General features: G+C 53.1%; 18 protein-coding genes and 1 riboswitch. Of the genes, 15 read left to right on the top strand and 3 right to left on the bottom strand.

Annotated elements, in window-relative coordinates:
- Nucleotides 1-359: 359 nt before the first annotated feature.
- Complete coding sequence (locus MT343_RS04895) at nucleotides 360-962, bottom strand: peroxiredoxin (protein WP_145469595.1); 603 nt, start codon at nucleotides 960-962, stop codon at nucleotides 360-362.
- Nucleotides 963-1,156: 194 nt separating this feature from the next.
- Between MT343_RS04895 and MT343_RS04890 the strand changes: the two genes are divergently transcribed.
- Complete coding sequence (locus MT343_RS04890; RefSeq protein ID WP_186435955.1) at nucleotides 1,157-1,945, top strand: energy transducer TonB; 789 nt, start codon at nucleotides 1,157-1,159, stop codon at nucleotides 1,943-1,945.
- A 91-nt stretch (nucleotides 1,946-2,036) separates the two neighbouring features.
- Here the strand turns inward: MT343_RS04890 and MT343_RS04885 are convergent, their stop codons facing one another.
- The gene (locus tag MT343_RS04885; RefSeq protein WP_145469597.1) at nucleotides 2,037-3,335 is read right to left on the bottom strand and encodes a uracil-xanthine permease family protein; all 1,299 of its coding nucleotides are present in this window, start codon (nucleotides 3,333-3,335) and stop codon (nucleotides 2,037-2,039) included.
- 21 nt (nucleotides 3,336-3,356) lie between these two features.
- Entirely contained in the window at nucleotides 3,357-3,983 is a 627-nt protein-coding gene (gene upp / locus MT343_RS04880; RefSeq protein ID WP_145469598.1) for a uracil phosphoribosyltransferase, read from the bottom strand.
- 124 nt (nucleotides 3,984-4,107) lie between these two features.
- Between upp and MT343_RS04875 the strand changes: the two genes are divergently transcribed.
- The 14 genes from MT343_RS04875 (at nucleotide 4,108) to MT343_RS04810 (ending at nucleotide 14,638) form a co-directional block, all read left to right on the top strand.
- Nucleotides 4,108-4,386: a peptidylprolyl isomerase gene (locus MT343_RS04875; RefSeq protein ID WP_145469599.1), complete on the top strand. Its 279-nt coding sequence runs from the start codon at nucleotides 4,108-4,110 to the stop codon at nucleotides 4,384-4,386.
- Between the two features lie 121 nt (nucleotides 4,387-4,507).
- The gene (gene rimK / locus MT343_RS04870; protein ID WP_145469600.1) at nucleotides 4,508-5,410 is read left to right on the top strand and encodes a 30S ribosomal protein S6--L-glutamate ligase; all 903 of its coding nucleotides are present in this window, start codon (nucleotides 4,508-4,510) and stop codon (nucleotides 5,408-5,410) included.
- 38 nt (nucleotides 5,411-5,448) lie between these two features.
- Complete coding sequence (locus tag MT343_RS04865; RefSeq protein ID WP_145469601.1) at nucleotides 5,449-6,474, top strand: succinylglutamate desuccinylase/aspartoacylase family protein; 1,026 nt, start codon at nucleotides 5,449-5,451, stop codon at nucleotides 6,472-6,474.
- Nucleotides 6,475-6,591: 117 nt separating this feature from the next.
- A riboswitch (FMN riboswitch) is annotated at nucleotides 6,592-6,749 on the top strand.
- 88 nt (nucleotides 6,750-6,837) lie between these two features.
- Entirely contained in the window at nucleotides 6,838-7,320 is a 483-nt protein-coding gene (locus tag MT343_RS04860; protein WP_145469602.1) for a 6,7-dimethyl-8-ribityllumazine synthase, read from the top strand.
- Between the two features lie 146 nt (nucleotides 7,321-7,466).
- Nucleotides 7,467-7,865 carry a VOC family protein gene (locus tag MT343_RS04855; RefSeq protein WP_145469603.1) on the top strand — a complete coding sequence of 133 codons (399 nt, stop codon included), beginning with the start codon at nucleotides 7,467-7,469 and terminating at the stop codon, nucleotides 7,863-7,865.
- 11 nt (nucleotides 7,866-7,876) lie between these two features.
- Nucleotides 7,877-8,287, top strand: coding sequence for a cupin domain-containing protein (locus MT343_RS04850; RefSeq protein ID WP_145469604.1), 411 nt, complete (start codon nucleotides 7,877-7,879; stop codon nucleotides 8,285-8,287).
- Between the two features lie 166 nt (nucleotides 8,288-8,453).
- Entirely contained in the window at nucleotides 8,454-9,029 is a 576-nt protein-coding gene (locus MT343_RS04845) for a lysophospholipid acyltransferase family protein (protein WP_145469605.1), read from the top strand.
- 401 nt (nucleotides 9,030-9,430) lie between these two features.
- The gene (locus MT343_RS04840) at nucleotides 9,431-10,189 is read left to right on the top strand and encodes a hypothetical protein (RefSeq protein ID WP_145469606.1); all 759 of its coding nucleotides are present in this window, start codon (nucleotides 9,431-9,433) and stop codon (nucleotides 10,187-10,189) included.
- Between the two features lie 124 nt (nucleotides 10,190-10,313).
- Nucleotides 10,314-10,949 (top strand): type B chloramphenicol O-acetyltransferase, encoded by a 636-nt coding sequence (gene catB, locus MT343_RS04835; RefSeq protein ID WP_145469607.1) that lies wholly within the window; start codon nucleotides 10,314-10,316, stop codon nucleotides 10,947-10,949.
- A 97-nt stretch (nucleotides 10,950-11,046) separates the two neighbouring features.
- Nucleotides 11,047-11,847, top strand: a complete 801-nt coding sequence (locus MT343_RS04830; protein WP_145469608.1) for a TatD family hydrolase — start codon at nucleotides 11,047-11,049, stop codon at nucleotides 11,845-11,847.
- Entirely contained in the window at nucleotides 11,847-12,179 is a 333-nt protein-coding gene (locus tag MT343_RS04825; RefSeq protein WP_145469609.1) for a hypothetical protein, read from the top strand. The genes MT343_RS04830 and MT343_RS04825 overlap by 1 nt, the downstream gene beginning before the upstream one ends.
- A 146-nt stretch (nucleotides 12,180-12,325) precedes the next feature.
- Nucleotides 12,326-12,925, top strand: coding sequence for a pentapeptide repeat-containing protein (locus MT343_RS04820; protein WP_145469610.1), 600 nt, complete (start codon nucleotides 12,326-12,328; stop codon nucleotides 12,923-12,925).
- A gap of 394 nt (nucleotides 12,926-13,319) precedes the next feature.
- A complete protein-coding gene (locus tag MT343_RS04815) occupies nucleotides 13,320-13,646 on the top strand; it encodes a hypothetical protein (RefSeq protein ID WP_145469611.1) in 327 nt (108 codons plus the stop codon).
- Nucleotides 13,647-14,191: 545 nt separating this feature from the next.
- Nucleotides 14,192-14,638 carry a hypothetical protein gene (locus tag MT343_RS04810; protein ID WP_145469612.1) on the top strand — a complete coding sequence of 149 codons (447 nt, stop codon included), beginning with the start codon at nucleotides 14,192-14,194 and terminating at the stop codon, nucleotides 14,636-14,638.
- Nucleotides 14,639-14,649: the final 11 nt, after the last annotated feature.

Raw genomic sequence — 14,649 nt, 5'->3', positions numbered from 1 at the left:
CCCATCCTCCGATAATAAGAACTTAAGCGTAGACCAGCCATATCGTCTGAGGACAGGAAGGTACTTCAGGGTATTGGTCATAGATGGCGGGCATCAAAGCGCAGCAGGAGCATAGCTTAACGCGCTTCAGCGCGGCCCGAAGGGTGCCCGCCACGGATGGCGGGCATAGCATCAACGCCGGGAGCGTTGATCAACATTGCGCAGCAATAGCCCGAAGGGTGACCGCCACGGATGGCGGGCATAGCATCAACGCCGGGAGCGTTGATCAACATTGCGTAGCAATGGCCCGCAGGGTGGCGGCCATGGATGGCCGCCATAAAAAAACCCGCACAAGGCGGGTTTTTTCAGAAGGGCAAAACTTACAGTTTGCCGGCTTCTTCTGCCAGGTATTTGGCAACACCTTCAGGAGATGCGTCCATACCTTTGTCGCCTTTGTTCCAGCCAGCCGGGCAAACTTCGCCGTGCGCTTCGTGGAATTGCAGAGCTTCAACCAGACGTACCAGCTCATCGATGTTACGGCCCAGTGGCAGGTCGTTGATGTTGGCAGCACGTACCACACCTTCTTTATCGATCAGGAAAGCACCACGCAGCGCAACGCCACCGGCAGTTTCTACGTCGTATGCTTTACAGATACCGTGGTCAACGTCAGCCGCCATGGTGTACTTAACTTCGCCGATACCACCTTTGGCAACCGGCGTGTTACGCCATGCGTTGTGGGTGAAGTGAGAGTCGATAGACACAGAAATCACTTCCACGCCCAGTTCTTCGAACTTGGCCATACGGTGATCCAGAGCGATCAGCTCAGATGGGCACACGAAGGTGAAATCCAGTGGATAGAAGAACACCAGAGCGTATTTGCCTTTGGTTGCTTCTGCGAAGTTGTATGAATCAACGATGGTACCGTTGCCCAGTACAGCCGGAACGGTAAAGTCAGGTGCTTTTTTACCTACCAGTACGCTCATGTTTCTTACTCCCTGTGAGTTCTGAAATTTATCGGTATTATCCGGACAACACCTGCGGCGCAGCCGGAGCATAAAGAGCTGGTATCATACAACGCGCTCCCGGCTAAGCATACCGCCGCCGCCAGAGAATCAGGGCGATGATTAATTTTGCCAATCATAGCCATAGCAATTGTCTATAACACGGGTAAGTGATTGTGGCAGAAGGGTTTTTCAGCAAACTCCCGGCACCGAAGCGGAGACACTACCAGCGCTTGCTGCTGGCTGTGGCTATCTCGTTGTTGCTGCATGCCCTGCTGCTGTCGGCGCCCTTCTCTGTACGGCTGACACCGGCCCAGACCCAACCCGTAATTAATGCCGAACTGCGCCAGCCAGAGGTAAGCGCCCGGACCTTACAGGATGAAGCGCCAGCTCAGGTGCCGACGGCTGAGGTTCATACAGCCCAGGTTCAGGAGACAGCTCAAAGCCAAAGCGCGGCTCTCAAGCAAAATGCAGTTCTAAAGCAAAACGCGGCGGTGAAACAAAACACAGCTCCGGAGCAGATTCAAAAGCAGCCTCAGGCAAAAACAGAAGCCGCCAAACAACAGCCCCAAAAGCCAATACCTGAGCCGAAATCCGCACCACAACCAAAGCAGCAGTCGAGCGCACAGACAGCACAACAACCGAGCCAGAAACAAGCCGGACTGGTCACGGAGAAAGAAGATTTATCAGCCGATCCGCTGGAGCGCAGCTATCAGCAGCAACTGCTCGCACATCTGCGCGAACGGGTAATCGCACCGGCGCAATTTACCGGCAGTGTAAGGCTGGAGCTGACCTTAAGTTACCGTCAGGTGGCCACCAACGTGCGGGTTATCCGCTCCAGTGGCGACCCGGTAATGGACGACTGGGCCGTCAAAGCCGCACTGAGTGCCAACCCGTACCCCAGAGTGCCGGATGAATTACCAGCGTCGTATACCTTCCGCCCGACCATCCGTACCCTGCAATAACGCAGCGGTATGCCCTGAACACAGCCCATAAAAAATGGCCGCATAGGCGGCCATTTTTCTGCGGATAATGCAGATAAAAAGAAACGACAGCTTATTTACTGTGTTCCAGAATATCTTCCACAATTTCCTGCTCTTCATGCAGGTCTTCAGCGTCGGCTTTTTCATGCGGCAACAGCAGGTTCAGCACAATCGCCACCACACCGCACAGGCTGACACCTTGCAGGTGGAACTCGGAAGAACCAATTGCCATACCACCAATACCGAATACCAGAGTGGTCGCCACAATCACCAGATTGCGCTGTGCACTCATATCGACTTTGGCTTTGATCAGGATGTTCATGCCCACGCCGGCAATAGAGCCGAACAGCAGAATCATAATACCGCCCATCACCGGCGTCGGAATGGTCTGCAGCAGCACACCAAACTTGGCCACGAATGCCAGCACAATGGCAAACACCGCCGCCCAGGTCATGACGACCGGGTTAAAGGCTTTGGTCAGCATCACCGCACCGGTCACTTCGGAGTAAGTGGTGTTTGGCGGGCCGCCAAACAGAGACGCCGCAGAGGTCGCCAAACCATCGCCCAGCAGAGTGCGGTGCAGACCAGGCTTCTGCACGTAGTTTTTACCGGTCACACTGCCGATGGCCAGAACGTCACCAACGTGTTCAATCGCCGGCGCAATGGCCACCGGAATCATAAACAGAATGGCCGCCAGCTGAAATTCCGGCGTCACAAACTGCGGTAACTTAACCCAGGGGCTGGCATCCACGGCAGTCAGATCGACCATACCGGTAAACGCCGCAATGGTGTAACCCACCGCCACACCGGCCAGAATCGGCACCAGACGGAAAATACCTTTCGCCAGAGTGGCCACCAGCAAGGTGGTAATCAGGGCAGGCATCGATACCCACATGGCATCGGCATAAGGGAAGAGCTCTGCTGACGCATCACCGGCTTTACCCATCGCCATATTCACCGCGATAGGAGCTAAGCCCAGACCAATCACCATAATGATCGGACCGGTAACCACCGGTGGCAGTAAGCGGTGCAGGAAACCCGGGCCACGCAACGCCACCAGAGCCGACAGCGCAACATAAACCATACCGGCACAGAACAGCGCGCCCATGGTGGCCGCCATGCCCCAGGTTTTTACGCTGAACAGAATCGGCGCAATAAAGGCAAAAGATGAAGCCAGAAATACCGGCACCGAACGCTTGGTGGTGAACTGAAAAATCAGCGTACCAATACCGGCGGTAAACAGCGCCACACTCGGATCGAGGCCGGTAATCAATGGCACCAGCACCAGTGCGCCGAAGGCAACGAACAACATCTGTAAACCGGCCAGCAGCATACGCCAGCCGCGATACAGATCTTCTGTATTGTCCCGCATAGAAACTCCCCTGATTTTTAATTATTTCGTGCCGAAGATCTTGTCACCGGCATCGCCCAGACCAGGGATAATGTACCCCTGCTCGTTCAGATGGCTGTCCACCGATGCGGTATAAATATCCACATCCGGGTGCGCATCCTGAACCTTTTTAATGCCTTCCGGTGCCGCTACCAACACCAATGCACGGATGCTGGTACAACCGGCTTGTTTTAACAGGTCGATGGTTGCAACCATCGAACCGCCGGTGGCCAGCATCGGGTCCACAATCAGTGCCATACGCTGGTCGATATCACCGGCCAGTTTGTCGAAGTAGCTCACCGGCTCCAGGGTTTCTTCATCGCGGTACAGGCCGACAACGCTGATTTTGGCACTTGGCACCAGCTCTAACACGCCGTCCAGCATGCCCAGACCGGCACGCAGAATCGGTACCACGGTAATTTTTTTGCCGCGAATCCGCTCCGCTTCAACCGGACCACACCAGCCATCGAGGGTGTAGCTTTCCAGTTCCATATCTTTGGTTGCTTCGTAGGTCAGCAGGTTGCCGACTTCAGCCGCCAGTTGGCGGAAGGTGCGGGTGCTCATTGATTTGGATCGCATCAAACCAATTTTATGCTGCACTAGGGGGTGGCGGATCTCATGTACGCTCATGCATGCCTCATTCTGTCTTTCGGGTACAATAACGGGCGCAATTTTCGCACAGCACCTGATCCTGCGCGACGCAAAATTTAACCGAATGGTCAGATTGGCCTGATAGACTGAATCCGAGGTAAGTATGCCCCGCGCCTGTGCCCGCCATATTCTGGTAAAAACCAAAGAAGAAGCCGACAAACTGAAGCAGTTACTCGATAAAGGAGCCGACTTCAGCAAACTGGCCAAACAACACTCCATTTGCCCGAGCAAGAAAAACGGCGGCAGCCTCGGTGAGTTCAACAAAGGCGATATGGTCAAAGCCTTTGACGATGTGGTGTTCAAAGGGCCGCTGTTAAAAGTACAGGGGCCGGTTAAAACCCGTTTTGGCTACCATCTGATCGAGACTATTTACCGTAACTGAGGCAGTGGCAATGCCCACCCCTGCCTATGCTCTGTCTGTAACTATCTTTTTCTGCCTATGATGACATTTGCCATCCGTCAGCGCAGACTAAGCGCTTTATTTTCAGCTTCCGGAAGCCGCTATGCGTATCGCCATTCTTTCCCGTAATGCCAATCTTTATTCGACCCGTCGTCTGAAAGAAGCGGGGGAGCAACGCGGGCATGAGGTCGATATTATCGACACCCTGCACTGCTATATGGATATCACCAGTAACAAGCCGACGGTGCGTTACAAAGGTGACGCCCTGCCGCAGTACGATGCGGTGATTCCGCGTATCGGCGCCTCCGTTACCTTCTACGGTACGGCGGTGGTGCGTCAGTTTGAAATGATGGGCACCTATTCCATTAACGAATCCGTCGCCATCAGCCGCTCGCGCGATAAACTGCGTTCGCTGCAATTGCTGTCACGTAAAGGTATTGGCCTGCCGCGTACCGGTTTTGCCCATCGTCCGGATAACGTTGAAGACCTGATCAAAAACGTCGGCGGCGCGCCGCTGGTGATCAAACTGCTGGAAGGCACCCAGGGCATTGGCGTGGTACTGGCCGATACCAAAAAAGCCGCCGAAAGCATCATCGAAGCCTTTATGGGTCTGAACGCCAACATTCTGGTGCAGGAATTTATTAAGGAAGCCGGCGGTGCCGATATCCGCTGTTTAGTGGTCGGCGGTAAAGTTGTTGCGGCGATGAAACGTCAGGCGGCCGAAGGTGAATTCCGCTCCAACCTGCACCGTGGCGGCAGTGCCGAAATCGTACGTTTATCAGCGGCTGAACGTAAAACCGCCATCGACGCCGCCAAAGCCATGGGCCTGAATATGTGCGGTGTGGATATTCTGCGCTCCAACAATGGTCCGGTGGTGATGGAAGTGAACTCCTCTCCCGGCCTCGAAGGCATTGAAACCGCCACCGGTAAAGACGTTGCCGGCATGGTGTTCCAGTTTCTGGAAAAATCAGCCCGCACCAGCACCAAAACCCGCGGTCAGGGTTAATGCGCGGACTGAATTAATACATAACGATCAGGGAAAGCATGCCAAAGCGTAGTATTGAAATTGCCGGGATCAGCATCGCTCCCGGCGAAAGCCAGAAAATCGAATTACCGGTCGGGCGTTTATACACCGACAATTCCGTCTCCATGCCGGTCTTTGTTAAACGTGGTAAACGCCCCGGCCCCACTTTATTTATCAGTGCAGCCATTCACGGCGACGAGCTGAATGGCATCGAGATCATTCAGCGTCTGATTAATTCACGCAAACTCAACAGCCTGCGCGGTACGTTAATTGCGGTGCCGATCGTCAATGTTTATGGCGTGATCAACCACAGCCGTTATCTGCCCGACCGCCGCGATTTAAACCGCTCTTTTCCCGGTAGCAAAAAAGGCTCGCTGGCGGCGCGTATGGCGAATATGTTTCTCGAAGAAATCGTCAGTAAATGCGATTACGGCATCGACTTTCATACCGGCGCCATTCACCGCTCTAACCTGCCACAGATCCGCGCCAACCTCGACGACGAAGAAACCGCCGCCATGGCCAGCGCCTTTGGTGTTCCGGTACTGCTGAATTCCAACCTGCGCGATGGCTCGCTGCGTGAAGCCGCCGCCGACCATGGCGTGCGTATTCTGCTGTACGAAGCCGGCGAAGCATTGCGTTACGACGAGCTGTGCATCCGTGCCGGCGAACGCGGCACCATTAACGTTATGCGCCACCTCGGTATGCTGCCACGCAGCCGGGCGAAAAAATCCCATGTGCTGGAGCCGGTCACGGCGCGTACCAGTGCCTGGGAACGCGCTACCGACAGCGGCTTTGTGCAGCACCATAAAGAACTCGGTGACCGCGTACAGAAACAGGAATTACTCGCTACTATCCGCGACCCGTACGGCACTGTGCTGGACGAAGTCCGCTCGCGTTACGAAGGCATTATTATCGGCAAAACCAATATCCCGCTGGTGCAGGAAGGCGAAGCCATGTACCACGTGGCCTACTTCCATCAGCCCGATGATGTGGTCGAAGGTATCGAACAGCTGCAGGATCTGCTGCCGGACGAAGCCCTGAGCTGATGCACGCTCAGACAAATCAAAAGCCGCACGGGCGCAACAATGCGTTGCGCCCGCTGCCTTTGACTCTTCCCGCCAAACTCCCTATATTGCCGCCGCGATCTCAGCCTGCTGAGAGCGCATCGTTCTCGGGGCGGGGTGAAATTCCCCACCGGCGGTAACAGCGTTTATTGCGCTGAAGCCCGCGAGCGCTTGCCGGCGGTTTAACTGCCAGCAAGGTCAGCAGATCCGGTGTAACTCCGGAGCCGACGGTATAGTCCGGATAAGAGAGAGCGTGTCAGACAGCACAGAGGCCCGCCTCTGTCAGTGCTTTTGTCTGCCCGTTCGCCCTGATTCTAATCAGCATTTAAAGAAGAATCAGAGCCAATGAACAACACTTTTAATCCTCAGCAACAACGCATCGCCTTTATTCACGCTTCCTGGCACACCGACATCGTACTCAAGTGTCTGGATGGTTTTAAAGACGAACTCGCCAGCCGTGGTTACGACATCAGCAATATTGATGTGATTGCCGCTCCCGGCGCCTACGAAATTCCCCTGCAGGCCAAACTGCTGGCCAGGAGCGGGCGCTACAGCGCCATTGCCGCCAGCGCTCTGGTAGTCGACGGTGGTATTTACCGCCACGACTTCGTTGCCGCCGCCGTGTGTAACGGCCTGATGCAGGTACAGCTGGAAACCGAAGTACCGGTACTGACCGCGGTACTGACCCCGCACAATTTTCACGAGCACGACGAGCATAAAAACTACTATGCCCGCCATTTTGTGATTAAAGGGCAGGAACTGGCTAACGCCGCCGATCAGGCCATGCGTTTAACAGCCAGCGCCAAAGCCCTGGCCCAGGGCAATTAAACAGGCGCTAAGCAGCCTTACGCGGCAGTTCTGTATCTGCAGCTGCCGCTTTCAACACCTGCCCTCTGCTCGGCAACGGATTTTTTCTGGCGCAAAAATCTGCTAACAATAGCGTTCTCATCCATAACAAGAACAAGAGAAGCGCCATGAGCCGTCAGATTTTTGTGAATCTCTCCGTCAGCGACATCCAGCGTTCGCGCCAGTTTTTTACCGCATTGGGCTTCAGTATTAACGAGCAGTACAGCAATGAAGTGGCCATCTGCGTCGTCATTGCCGACAACATTTTCGCCATGCTGCTGAAGCCGGAATTCTATTCGCAGTTCACTTCCAAGAGTCTGTGCGATGCCCATACCAGCAGCGAAGTGTTGCTGTGCCTGAGCTGCAGCAGCCGCACCGAAGTCGATACCATCGGCCAGGCCGCCGAAGACAATGGCGGACGAATTGCCCGGCCCGGCCAGGATCAGGGACCCATGTACGGCCTGGCCTTTGAAGATCCGGATGGCCACACCTGGGAGCTGATGTATATGGAAGCACAAAACAGCTGAGGACAAACCTTATGGACATCCGCAAAGCACAGATTACCGATGAATTCGTTGTGCTGGATGGCCAGCAGCGTGCCAGTCGGGTCGCGGTTAATGAGGGCATGTACGCCGCCCTCGACCGCGATTTTAATCAGTTCCGGCAGTGCTCACTGGTTGCTCAGTATGAGTTTTCCGGTCCCTGGAACAGCTGGGAGATTCATCCGGCCGGTGATGAAACCGTGATACTGCTGAGCGGTAGTGCCACCTTTACCCTGCTGACCGGCGACGGTCAGCAGCAGGTAGCGCTGGCAACCGCCGGAGACTATGTACTGATTCCGCAAGGCATCTGGCATACCGCAACCACTTCTGAAGCCACCCGCCTGCTGTTTATCACCCCTGGCGAAAACACCCGTCACCATCAGGGCGCAGAACCACCTGCGCTCTGAACAGGCGACCTCGCCGGGTGTGAGGGGCCAGGCAGGCTGATTTATCTCAGTGTCGGCCCTCAACAAATCCGCTATGATCTGCGCCTCACTGATCGGGGCCGGAGTCTCCGGACCTGCTGTCTTATCCGGCATTGTCCGTACGCCTGCCCTTTTACTAGGGCCTGTTATGCACCGTACCATGTTCGATACCCCCATTCTGAAAACCCTGCTGCGCTGGGGTTCCATTGCTTTTCTGAAGCTCGCCGGCTGGAAAAGCGTGGGCCATATCCCGCCGGATTTAAAAAAATGCGTGATGATCGCTGCGCCGCACACCAGCAACTGGGATCTGCCCTTTATGCTTATGATCGCTTTTGTCTTCCGCGTAAAAATTTACTGGATGGGTAAAGAGCAGATTTTCAAACCGCCATTCCGCGGCCTGATGATGTGGATGGGTGGCATTCCCGTTGACCGCTCCAAAGCCAACAACATGGTGCAGGCTTCGGTTGATGCTATTAACAGCAACGAGCAGCTGTTCCTGATCGTACCGCCGGAAGGTACGCGCGCCAAAGTAACCTACTGGAAAACCGGCTTTTATCATATTGCCCATAATGCCGGCGTGCCGGTGCTGATGGGATTTCTCGACTATCCGAACAAAACCGGCGGCATTGCCGGCGTGTTCCATACCACAGGCGACATCGACGCCGATATGCAGGCTATTCAGGCGGTCTACGCCCCCATGAGCGGGAAAAAAGCCGGACAGTAATTTACCGCCCAACGGCAAAGCGCAGCGCAACCGCCTGCGCTTTGGCATCCGTACTGCAGTTTTGACTACCGCCTGTCTTGCCTCCTCTGTTTATTTTTCTTGCGTTGCTGTTTTCCCGGCTCATTTTTCTGAGCTCTTTTTCTAGGCTCTTCTTTTAGGCTCTTCTGTCACATTCCGGATTGATGCCTGTCGTGTCCTGACAGGACAAAAACCAACACAGATTCTCATCCTGACCTGCCGAGCCCAGCATCCTGACAAAATTCGTCACACTTTCAGCTCAATGTGACAAAAATTGTCACATTGCGTAATGTTTTGCCGTTAATTCCCGTTAATATCTCTCTGCGGCCGTTGTCTGTGCCGACCATTTTCACACGCATACCTATAAACGCAGGAAGAACGCCATGACTGCCACACTGAATTCAGAGCTGTCGCCCGCAGCGGCGGCACAAAGCCAGAGCTACGCCCCGGCTTATCCACACGGTAAAATCGAACAACTCTTCTGGGATATTTTCTGGGTGCAGGGCAGTATCCGCGTAGGCCCGGGCATGAGCATGAACCGTAATATGGTGATCATCCGTAATCGCCACGAGCTGACCCTGATCAACCCGGTTCGGCTGAACGAGACGGAAGAACGCAAACTGGAAAAACTTGGCCGCGTAACCCATGTGTTCCGCCTCGGCGATTTTCATGGACTGGATGATCAGTACTACGTCGATAAATATCAGGCGCGTTTCTGGTGCCAGCCTGGCCAAAGCACCTACAAAACCCCACGCGCAAACGTGCATCTGAAAACCGGTCTGGCCATGCCTTTCCCGCACGCTGAGCTGTTTATCTTTGATAACGCCAAATACCCGGAAGCGGCTTTACTGCTGACCAAGCACAAATGCCTGCTGACCACCGATTCCCTGCAATATCTGGATAACTGGAATTACACCAGCCTGTTCAGCCGTCTGGCATTGCGCGTTATGGGTTTTAAACCGGGGCTGAATATCGGCAAGCCGTGGCTGAAACGCGTAACACCGAAAGGCCAGACTCTGGAAGCGGATTTTAACCGTCTGATGAATCTGGATTTTGACCATCTACTCGCCGCCCACGGCTCACCATTAATGAACAACGCCAAAGCCGCTATCGGCGAACAGCTGCGTCGTTTATTCAACTGACGGCACCTCCGTGCCTGTCTTTTCAGGTTTGCTGCAATGGCAACAGACCTGAAACACACTAAACCGTGAGCCCCTCGCCAAAAGGTTTTATCATGCGGTCTGATGACAGATCAGGTACAACCCCATGACCGGAAATTATTTCGACTCCCCCTTTGCCGGTAAACCCCTGAGCGAACAGATAACCAACCCCAATATTATTGCTGGCCGTCACAGTTATTATTCCGGTTATTACCATGGCCACAGTTTTGATGACTGCGCCCGCTACCTGGCACCCGACCGCGACGATGTTGACAAACTCATTATCGGTAATTATTGCTCTATTGGTTCCGGCGCCGTTTTTATGATGGCGGGTAATCAGGGGCACCGCAGTGACTGGATCAGCACCTTCCCCTTTTTCTACCAGCTGCACCCAGCCTTTGCTGCCAGTAAAGATGGCTTCAGCCGCGCTGGCGACACCTGCATCGGCCATGATGTATGGATCGGCTCAGAAGCCATGATTATGCCGGGCATTACCGTCGGCAACGGCGCCATTATTGCCAGCCGGGCGGTGGTTACCCGCGACGTTCCGGCCTATGCCGTTGTCGGCTCTAACCCGGCGCGGGTTATCCGCTCGCGCTTCAGTGACGAGCATATTGCCCTGTTGCAGGAAATGGCCTGGTGGCACTGGCCGGATGAACAACTCAGCGCCTGTATGGAGCTGCTCTGTTCCGCAGATATTGCCGCGCTCTATCAACACTGGCAGCAACATATAAAACCCTGAATACGGACAAAAACGGGCCGCTGCAGAAATCAGCGCTTAAGCGCGTTATAATTCTGCGCCGCCCTGTCTGCTACCGCTGAGATCAGAAAGAACCATTATGAGTAAAAAGCGTCGTGATATTCCGGCCTACGGCCTGCCCATTATCGAAACCCACTTTCACCTCGATTATCTGAAAGAAGGCAGTGCCGACGATATTCTCAGTGCCGCCCGCGCCATTGGCGTGGAACGCTTTATGACCATCAGTGTTGAGCCGGACAATATGCCCAAGGCGCTGGCGCTGGCCGAAGCCCACGCCGACCTGTATGCCACACTGGGTGTACACCCGCACGAAGCCGCGCTGTTTGATGACGCCGCCGAAGGCTATATCCGCACCCATGCCATCCACGAAAAAGTGGTCGCCGTCGGCGAAATTGGTCTCGATTATTATTACGACCACTGTGACCGTACTGTGCAACGTCAGGTATTTGCCCGCCAGCTGCAACTGGCGGTTGAATGCGGATTACCCGTTGTTATTCATACCCGCGAAGCCGACGAAGATACCATGGCCATTCTGCGTGAATACGCCCCGCAGATGAAACGTAAAGGCGTGGTGCACAGCTTTACTTCCGGCATGGAACTGGCACTGCTGGCCGTTGAACTGGGCTTTTGCCTCGGTATTAACGGCATCGTTACCTTTAATAAAGCCGACAACGTGCGCGAAGTGGTTGCCGCCACACCACTGAGCAATTTATTGCTGGAAACCGACGCACCTTTCCTCACGCCGATTCCGTTCCGCGGGATGGAAAATGCTCCGAAATATCTGCCTTTTATTGCCGAAAAAATTGCCGGCGTAAAAGGCCTGAGTGTTGAAGAGGTGTTAGCGCAGACTTACCAGAATTCCCTGCGCGAGTTCTTTTAATGTTCAGCTGCCTGCCCGATTGCCAGCTCAGTGAACTCGGTGCCAGCGACTGGCTCTGGTTGCTGGCCTTCGGGGTCTTTTTTTATGCCAGCTCACGACTGTGGGCGCGCTGGGCTTTTAGCTACAATAAATACCCTTTCACCAACCTGCGCTGGCATGCACCACGCTTTATTTATATTGCCTTTGTTACCGCTATGCTGACCGTCGTGCCGGTATACACCTTTTTAGGTGAAGACGCAGGTTACTGGTATTCACGTATTCTGTATTTTCCGACCACTTTTATTGCCTACGTTGCCTGGCTGCTGGTTGAACTGAATGATCCCCGTCAATGACAGGACTTGCTCTGATATTCACGGCGGTAACAAGCACAAAATGCAGAATAACCGTTACCCTGGCTGCAACAGGGTATTCATAACCGCAACCGTGCAGACGCTCTGCTTCTGCTTTACCATCTTAAGAAATTGCAGCGGAGAGTGCCGTGATCAGCCTGACCAGCGCCAGCCAGTATTTTGAAGAACACTTCACTAAACTCGATATCACCGACAGCCAGATCGGCAATACCGAGTTTGAAGAATGCGAATTCAGCGACTGCGACTTATCGCACAGCGTATTTAAAGCCTGTAAGTTTATTAACTGCCGCTTTACCCGCTGCAATCTGAGCCTGATTAAAATTCCGCAAAGCCGTTTTGCCGAAACAACCTTCCGCGAGTGCAAAATGGTTGGTATCGACTGGACCCGTGCCCAATGGTCCAGCTACCAGTTTCACCCTGAACTGAAGTTCTACCAGTGCATACTGAACGACTCCTCCTTCCTCGGACTGAACCTGCATGAAGTGGTTATGGAAGAGTGCAAAGCACACGATGTTGACCTGCGCGAAACCCAGCTGAACAACGCCCACCTCACCTACTGCGACTTTACCCACAGCCTGTTTGGCCGCACCAATTTAAGCGGTGCAGACCTGAGTGAATCGGTTAATTTTAATATCGATGTGCTGGATAATAATCTGAGCAATGCGACCTTCAGTCGCTATGAGGCGTTAAATCTGCTGGAGAGTCTGGGTATTAATCTGGTGGATTAATGTTTTGGCGGCTTGTGTGAAGGTGTGCGGTCATCAGCGACTCAGACATTGCCGCTGCGCGGAGTGATTTCTGTAATCTATTCTATGCCAATGCTCGGCTCCGTTGAGTAGCACTTGAACCAACCTACGCGCCAGACAGAGCACTCCCTGTCGTCTGTTGCCACTTGTACCCATCTCTATCAATTATTGAACCAAAGCCTGAACTTAAGTACTCTCGAACCACAGCAGAGATGCCGCTATATCGTTAATACAACGCAGTCAGAACGACCGAGAACAACCGCCCCCCGCTAACAATCCCGAATGATAAAGCCACGCTATTCCTGTCTGCGTATATAAGGATGGGCGGCAGCGTGTCTGGTGTAAGCAAGCATGAAAGAAATCAGAGGACTATGATATGTTATTCATTTTAATCGGATCTTTTCTTCTTATTGCCGGATTACTCTCAATTAATTTTGAGGGTCTTACTCAGTCACTAAAAGAGCAGGATCAGGCGCAGTGGACGAAACTGGGATCTCCGGAGGGATCGTCATTTATTGATCTTGGAAAAACACTGGGAATGTTCAGCTGGGTACTGAATCAGGGCTATGAAAGTTCTGAAAGCCCGGAAGTAAAAGAGCGTGGAAGGTCTGACTTCAAAAAAGCCATCATTGCCAGGCGCTTATTATTGTCCGGATCCGCTCTTCTGATCATTGGATTTTTCGCTGCTCTCACTGGTGTATAAAAGTTACCAACCATGGTCCTCCAGGACCTCTTATCATCAGAGATTAAAGACCAGAGAGCGTATTTAAACGCTCTGCAGCGAACAGCATACGAAAAGGCAATAAACCTTAACCATATCCGAAAAGCAGAAAGCAACAGCAGGAATATTAGCCGTAGCGATAACCGTGCTCCTCACTTATCCCTTACTCGCAGCCTGACCCAGACTTGAGATAAATAACCGCTGGATAAGCCGGACATATGAAAACACTGCACAGCCAATTATTGATTTCATGCCAGACAATGGAATCTATAAGTATTACTTCATCAGATATTTAGTGTGGTTATGTCAGCAATATCCTGAAAATTGCACCCTTTCTGCGAAGCCTGCCTCTGAGTAACTGAGACTCTGCGTCTCAATCAGGAACTAACTGCCCGACTACAGCAACCTCTGCCGTAAAAGACCTGAATTCAGATCACCTAATGCGCGACCTTCTGAGTCCCGGTTCATAGCAATAAAGACAGAGCTACCCCTTCACGACTTATCTCACTTAAAATAAAGGTATCACAATGAAGATCCATTTTTTACCCGGTGACTGGCTTGGTCTTGCTGCCGGGACTGTTGCAGGCCTGATTCAGGGAATCATGATATTCAGCAGCAACATTATCCTTCACACAGAGCATATGCCAGTTCTTCCTGGGGTATTCTTCGGTCTGTTCGCTCCGGCGATACTGGCTCTTTTCAGTAAGATTATTCCGCTACCAGCACCTGCGACCAACCAAAAAATCGGCAGGTATATCAATATGATTTTTTTCATGATTACATTCGGAATCTTTACCGCAATTTCCGGGTTCGGCTATTACCTGTTCGTAAACGGAGACAGCAGCGCCATTCCTATTCTGTCGTTTTTTGGCTCCGCCGGTATCGGATTTATTTTTGCCTATCTGATCAATCCGGAGTTAGCATTCAGGCCTGCAAGCAATTTTCAAACAGACGCCAATAACACTGATCGCTAAGCAGGAATAGG

This window comes from Venatorbacter sp. C2-1 (assembly GCF_022832715.1).
Classification (GTDB): domain Bacteria; phylum Pseudomonadota; class Gammaproteobacteria; order Pseudomonadales; family Oceanobacteraceae; genus Venatoribacter; species Venatoribacter alkanivorans.
The sequence above is the reverse complement of the archived record's forward strand: the minus strand, read 5'-3'. Positions and strand labels throughout refer to the sequence as shown.

Bases quoted from the DNA above. Each gene is read 5' to 3' on its own strand.
- rimK (WP_145469600.1), top strand. From the start codon at position 4,508: ATGCGTATCGCCATTCTTTCCCGTAATGCCAATCTTTATTCGACCCGT.
- MT343_RS04885 (WP_145469597.1), bottom strand. From the start codon at position 3,335: ATGCGGGACAATACAGAAGATCTGTATCGCGGCTGGCGTATGCTGCTG.
- MT343_RS04865 (WP_145469601.1), top strand. From the start codon at position 5,449: ATGCCAAAGCGTAGTATTGAAATTGCCGGGATCAGCATCGCTCCCGGC.
- MT343_RS04810 (WP_145469612.1), top strand. From the start codon at position 14,192: ATGAAGATCCATTTTTTACCCGGTGACTGGCTTGGTCTTGCTGCCGGG.
- MT343_RS04875 (WP_145469599.1), top strand. From the start codon at position 4,108: ATGCCCCGCGCCTGTGCCCGCCATATTCTGGTAAAAACCAAAGAAGAA.
- MT343_RS04825 (WP_145469609.1), top strand. From the start codon at position 11,847: ATGTTCAGCTGCCTGCCCGATTGCCAGCTCAGTGAACTCGGTGCCAGC.
- MT343_RS04815 (WP_145469611.1), top strand. From the start codon at position 13,320: ATGTTATTCATTTTAATCGGATCTTTTCTTCTTATTGCCGGATTACTC.
- MT343_RS04845 (WP_145469605.1), top strand. From the start codon at position 8,454: ATGCACCGTACCATGTTCGATACCCCCATTCTGAAAACCCTGCTGCGC.
- MT343_RS04855 (WP_145469603.1), top strand. From the start codon at position 7,467: ATGAGCCGTCAGATTTTTGTGAATCTCTCCGTCAGCGACATCCAGCGT.
- MT343_RS04850 (WP_145469604.1), top strand. From the start codon at position 7,877: ATGGACATCCGCAAAGCACAGATTACCGATGAATTCGTTGTGCTGGAT.
- MT343_RS04895 (WP_145469595.1), bottom strand. From the start codon at position 962: ATGAGCGTACTGGTAGGTAAAAAAGCACCTGACTTTACCGTTCCGGCT.
- MT343_RS04860 (WP_145469602.1), top strand. From the start codon at position 6,838: ATGAACAACACTTTTAATCCTCAGCAACAACGCATCGCCTTTATTCAC.
- MT343_RS04840 (WP_145469606.1), top strand. From the start codon at position 9,431: ATGACTGCCACACTGAATTCAGAGCTGTCGCCCGCAGCGGCGGCACAA.
- MT343_RS04830 (WP_145469608.1), top strand. From the start codon at position 11,047: ATGAGTAAAAAGCGTCGTGATATTCCGGCCTACGGCCTGCCCATTATC.
- upp (WP_145469598.1), bottom strand. From the start codon at position 3,983: ATGAGCGTACATGAGATCCGCCACCCCCTAGTGCAGCATAAAATTGGT.
- catB (WP_145469607.1), top strand. From the start codon at position 10,314: ATGACCGGAAATTATTTCGACTCCCCCTTTGCCGGTAAACCCCTGAGC.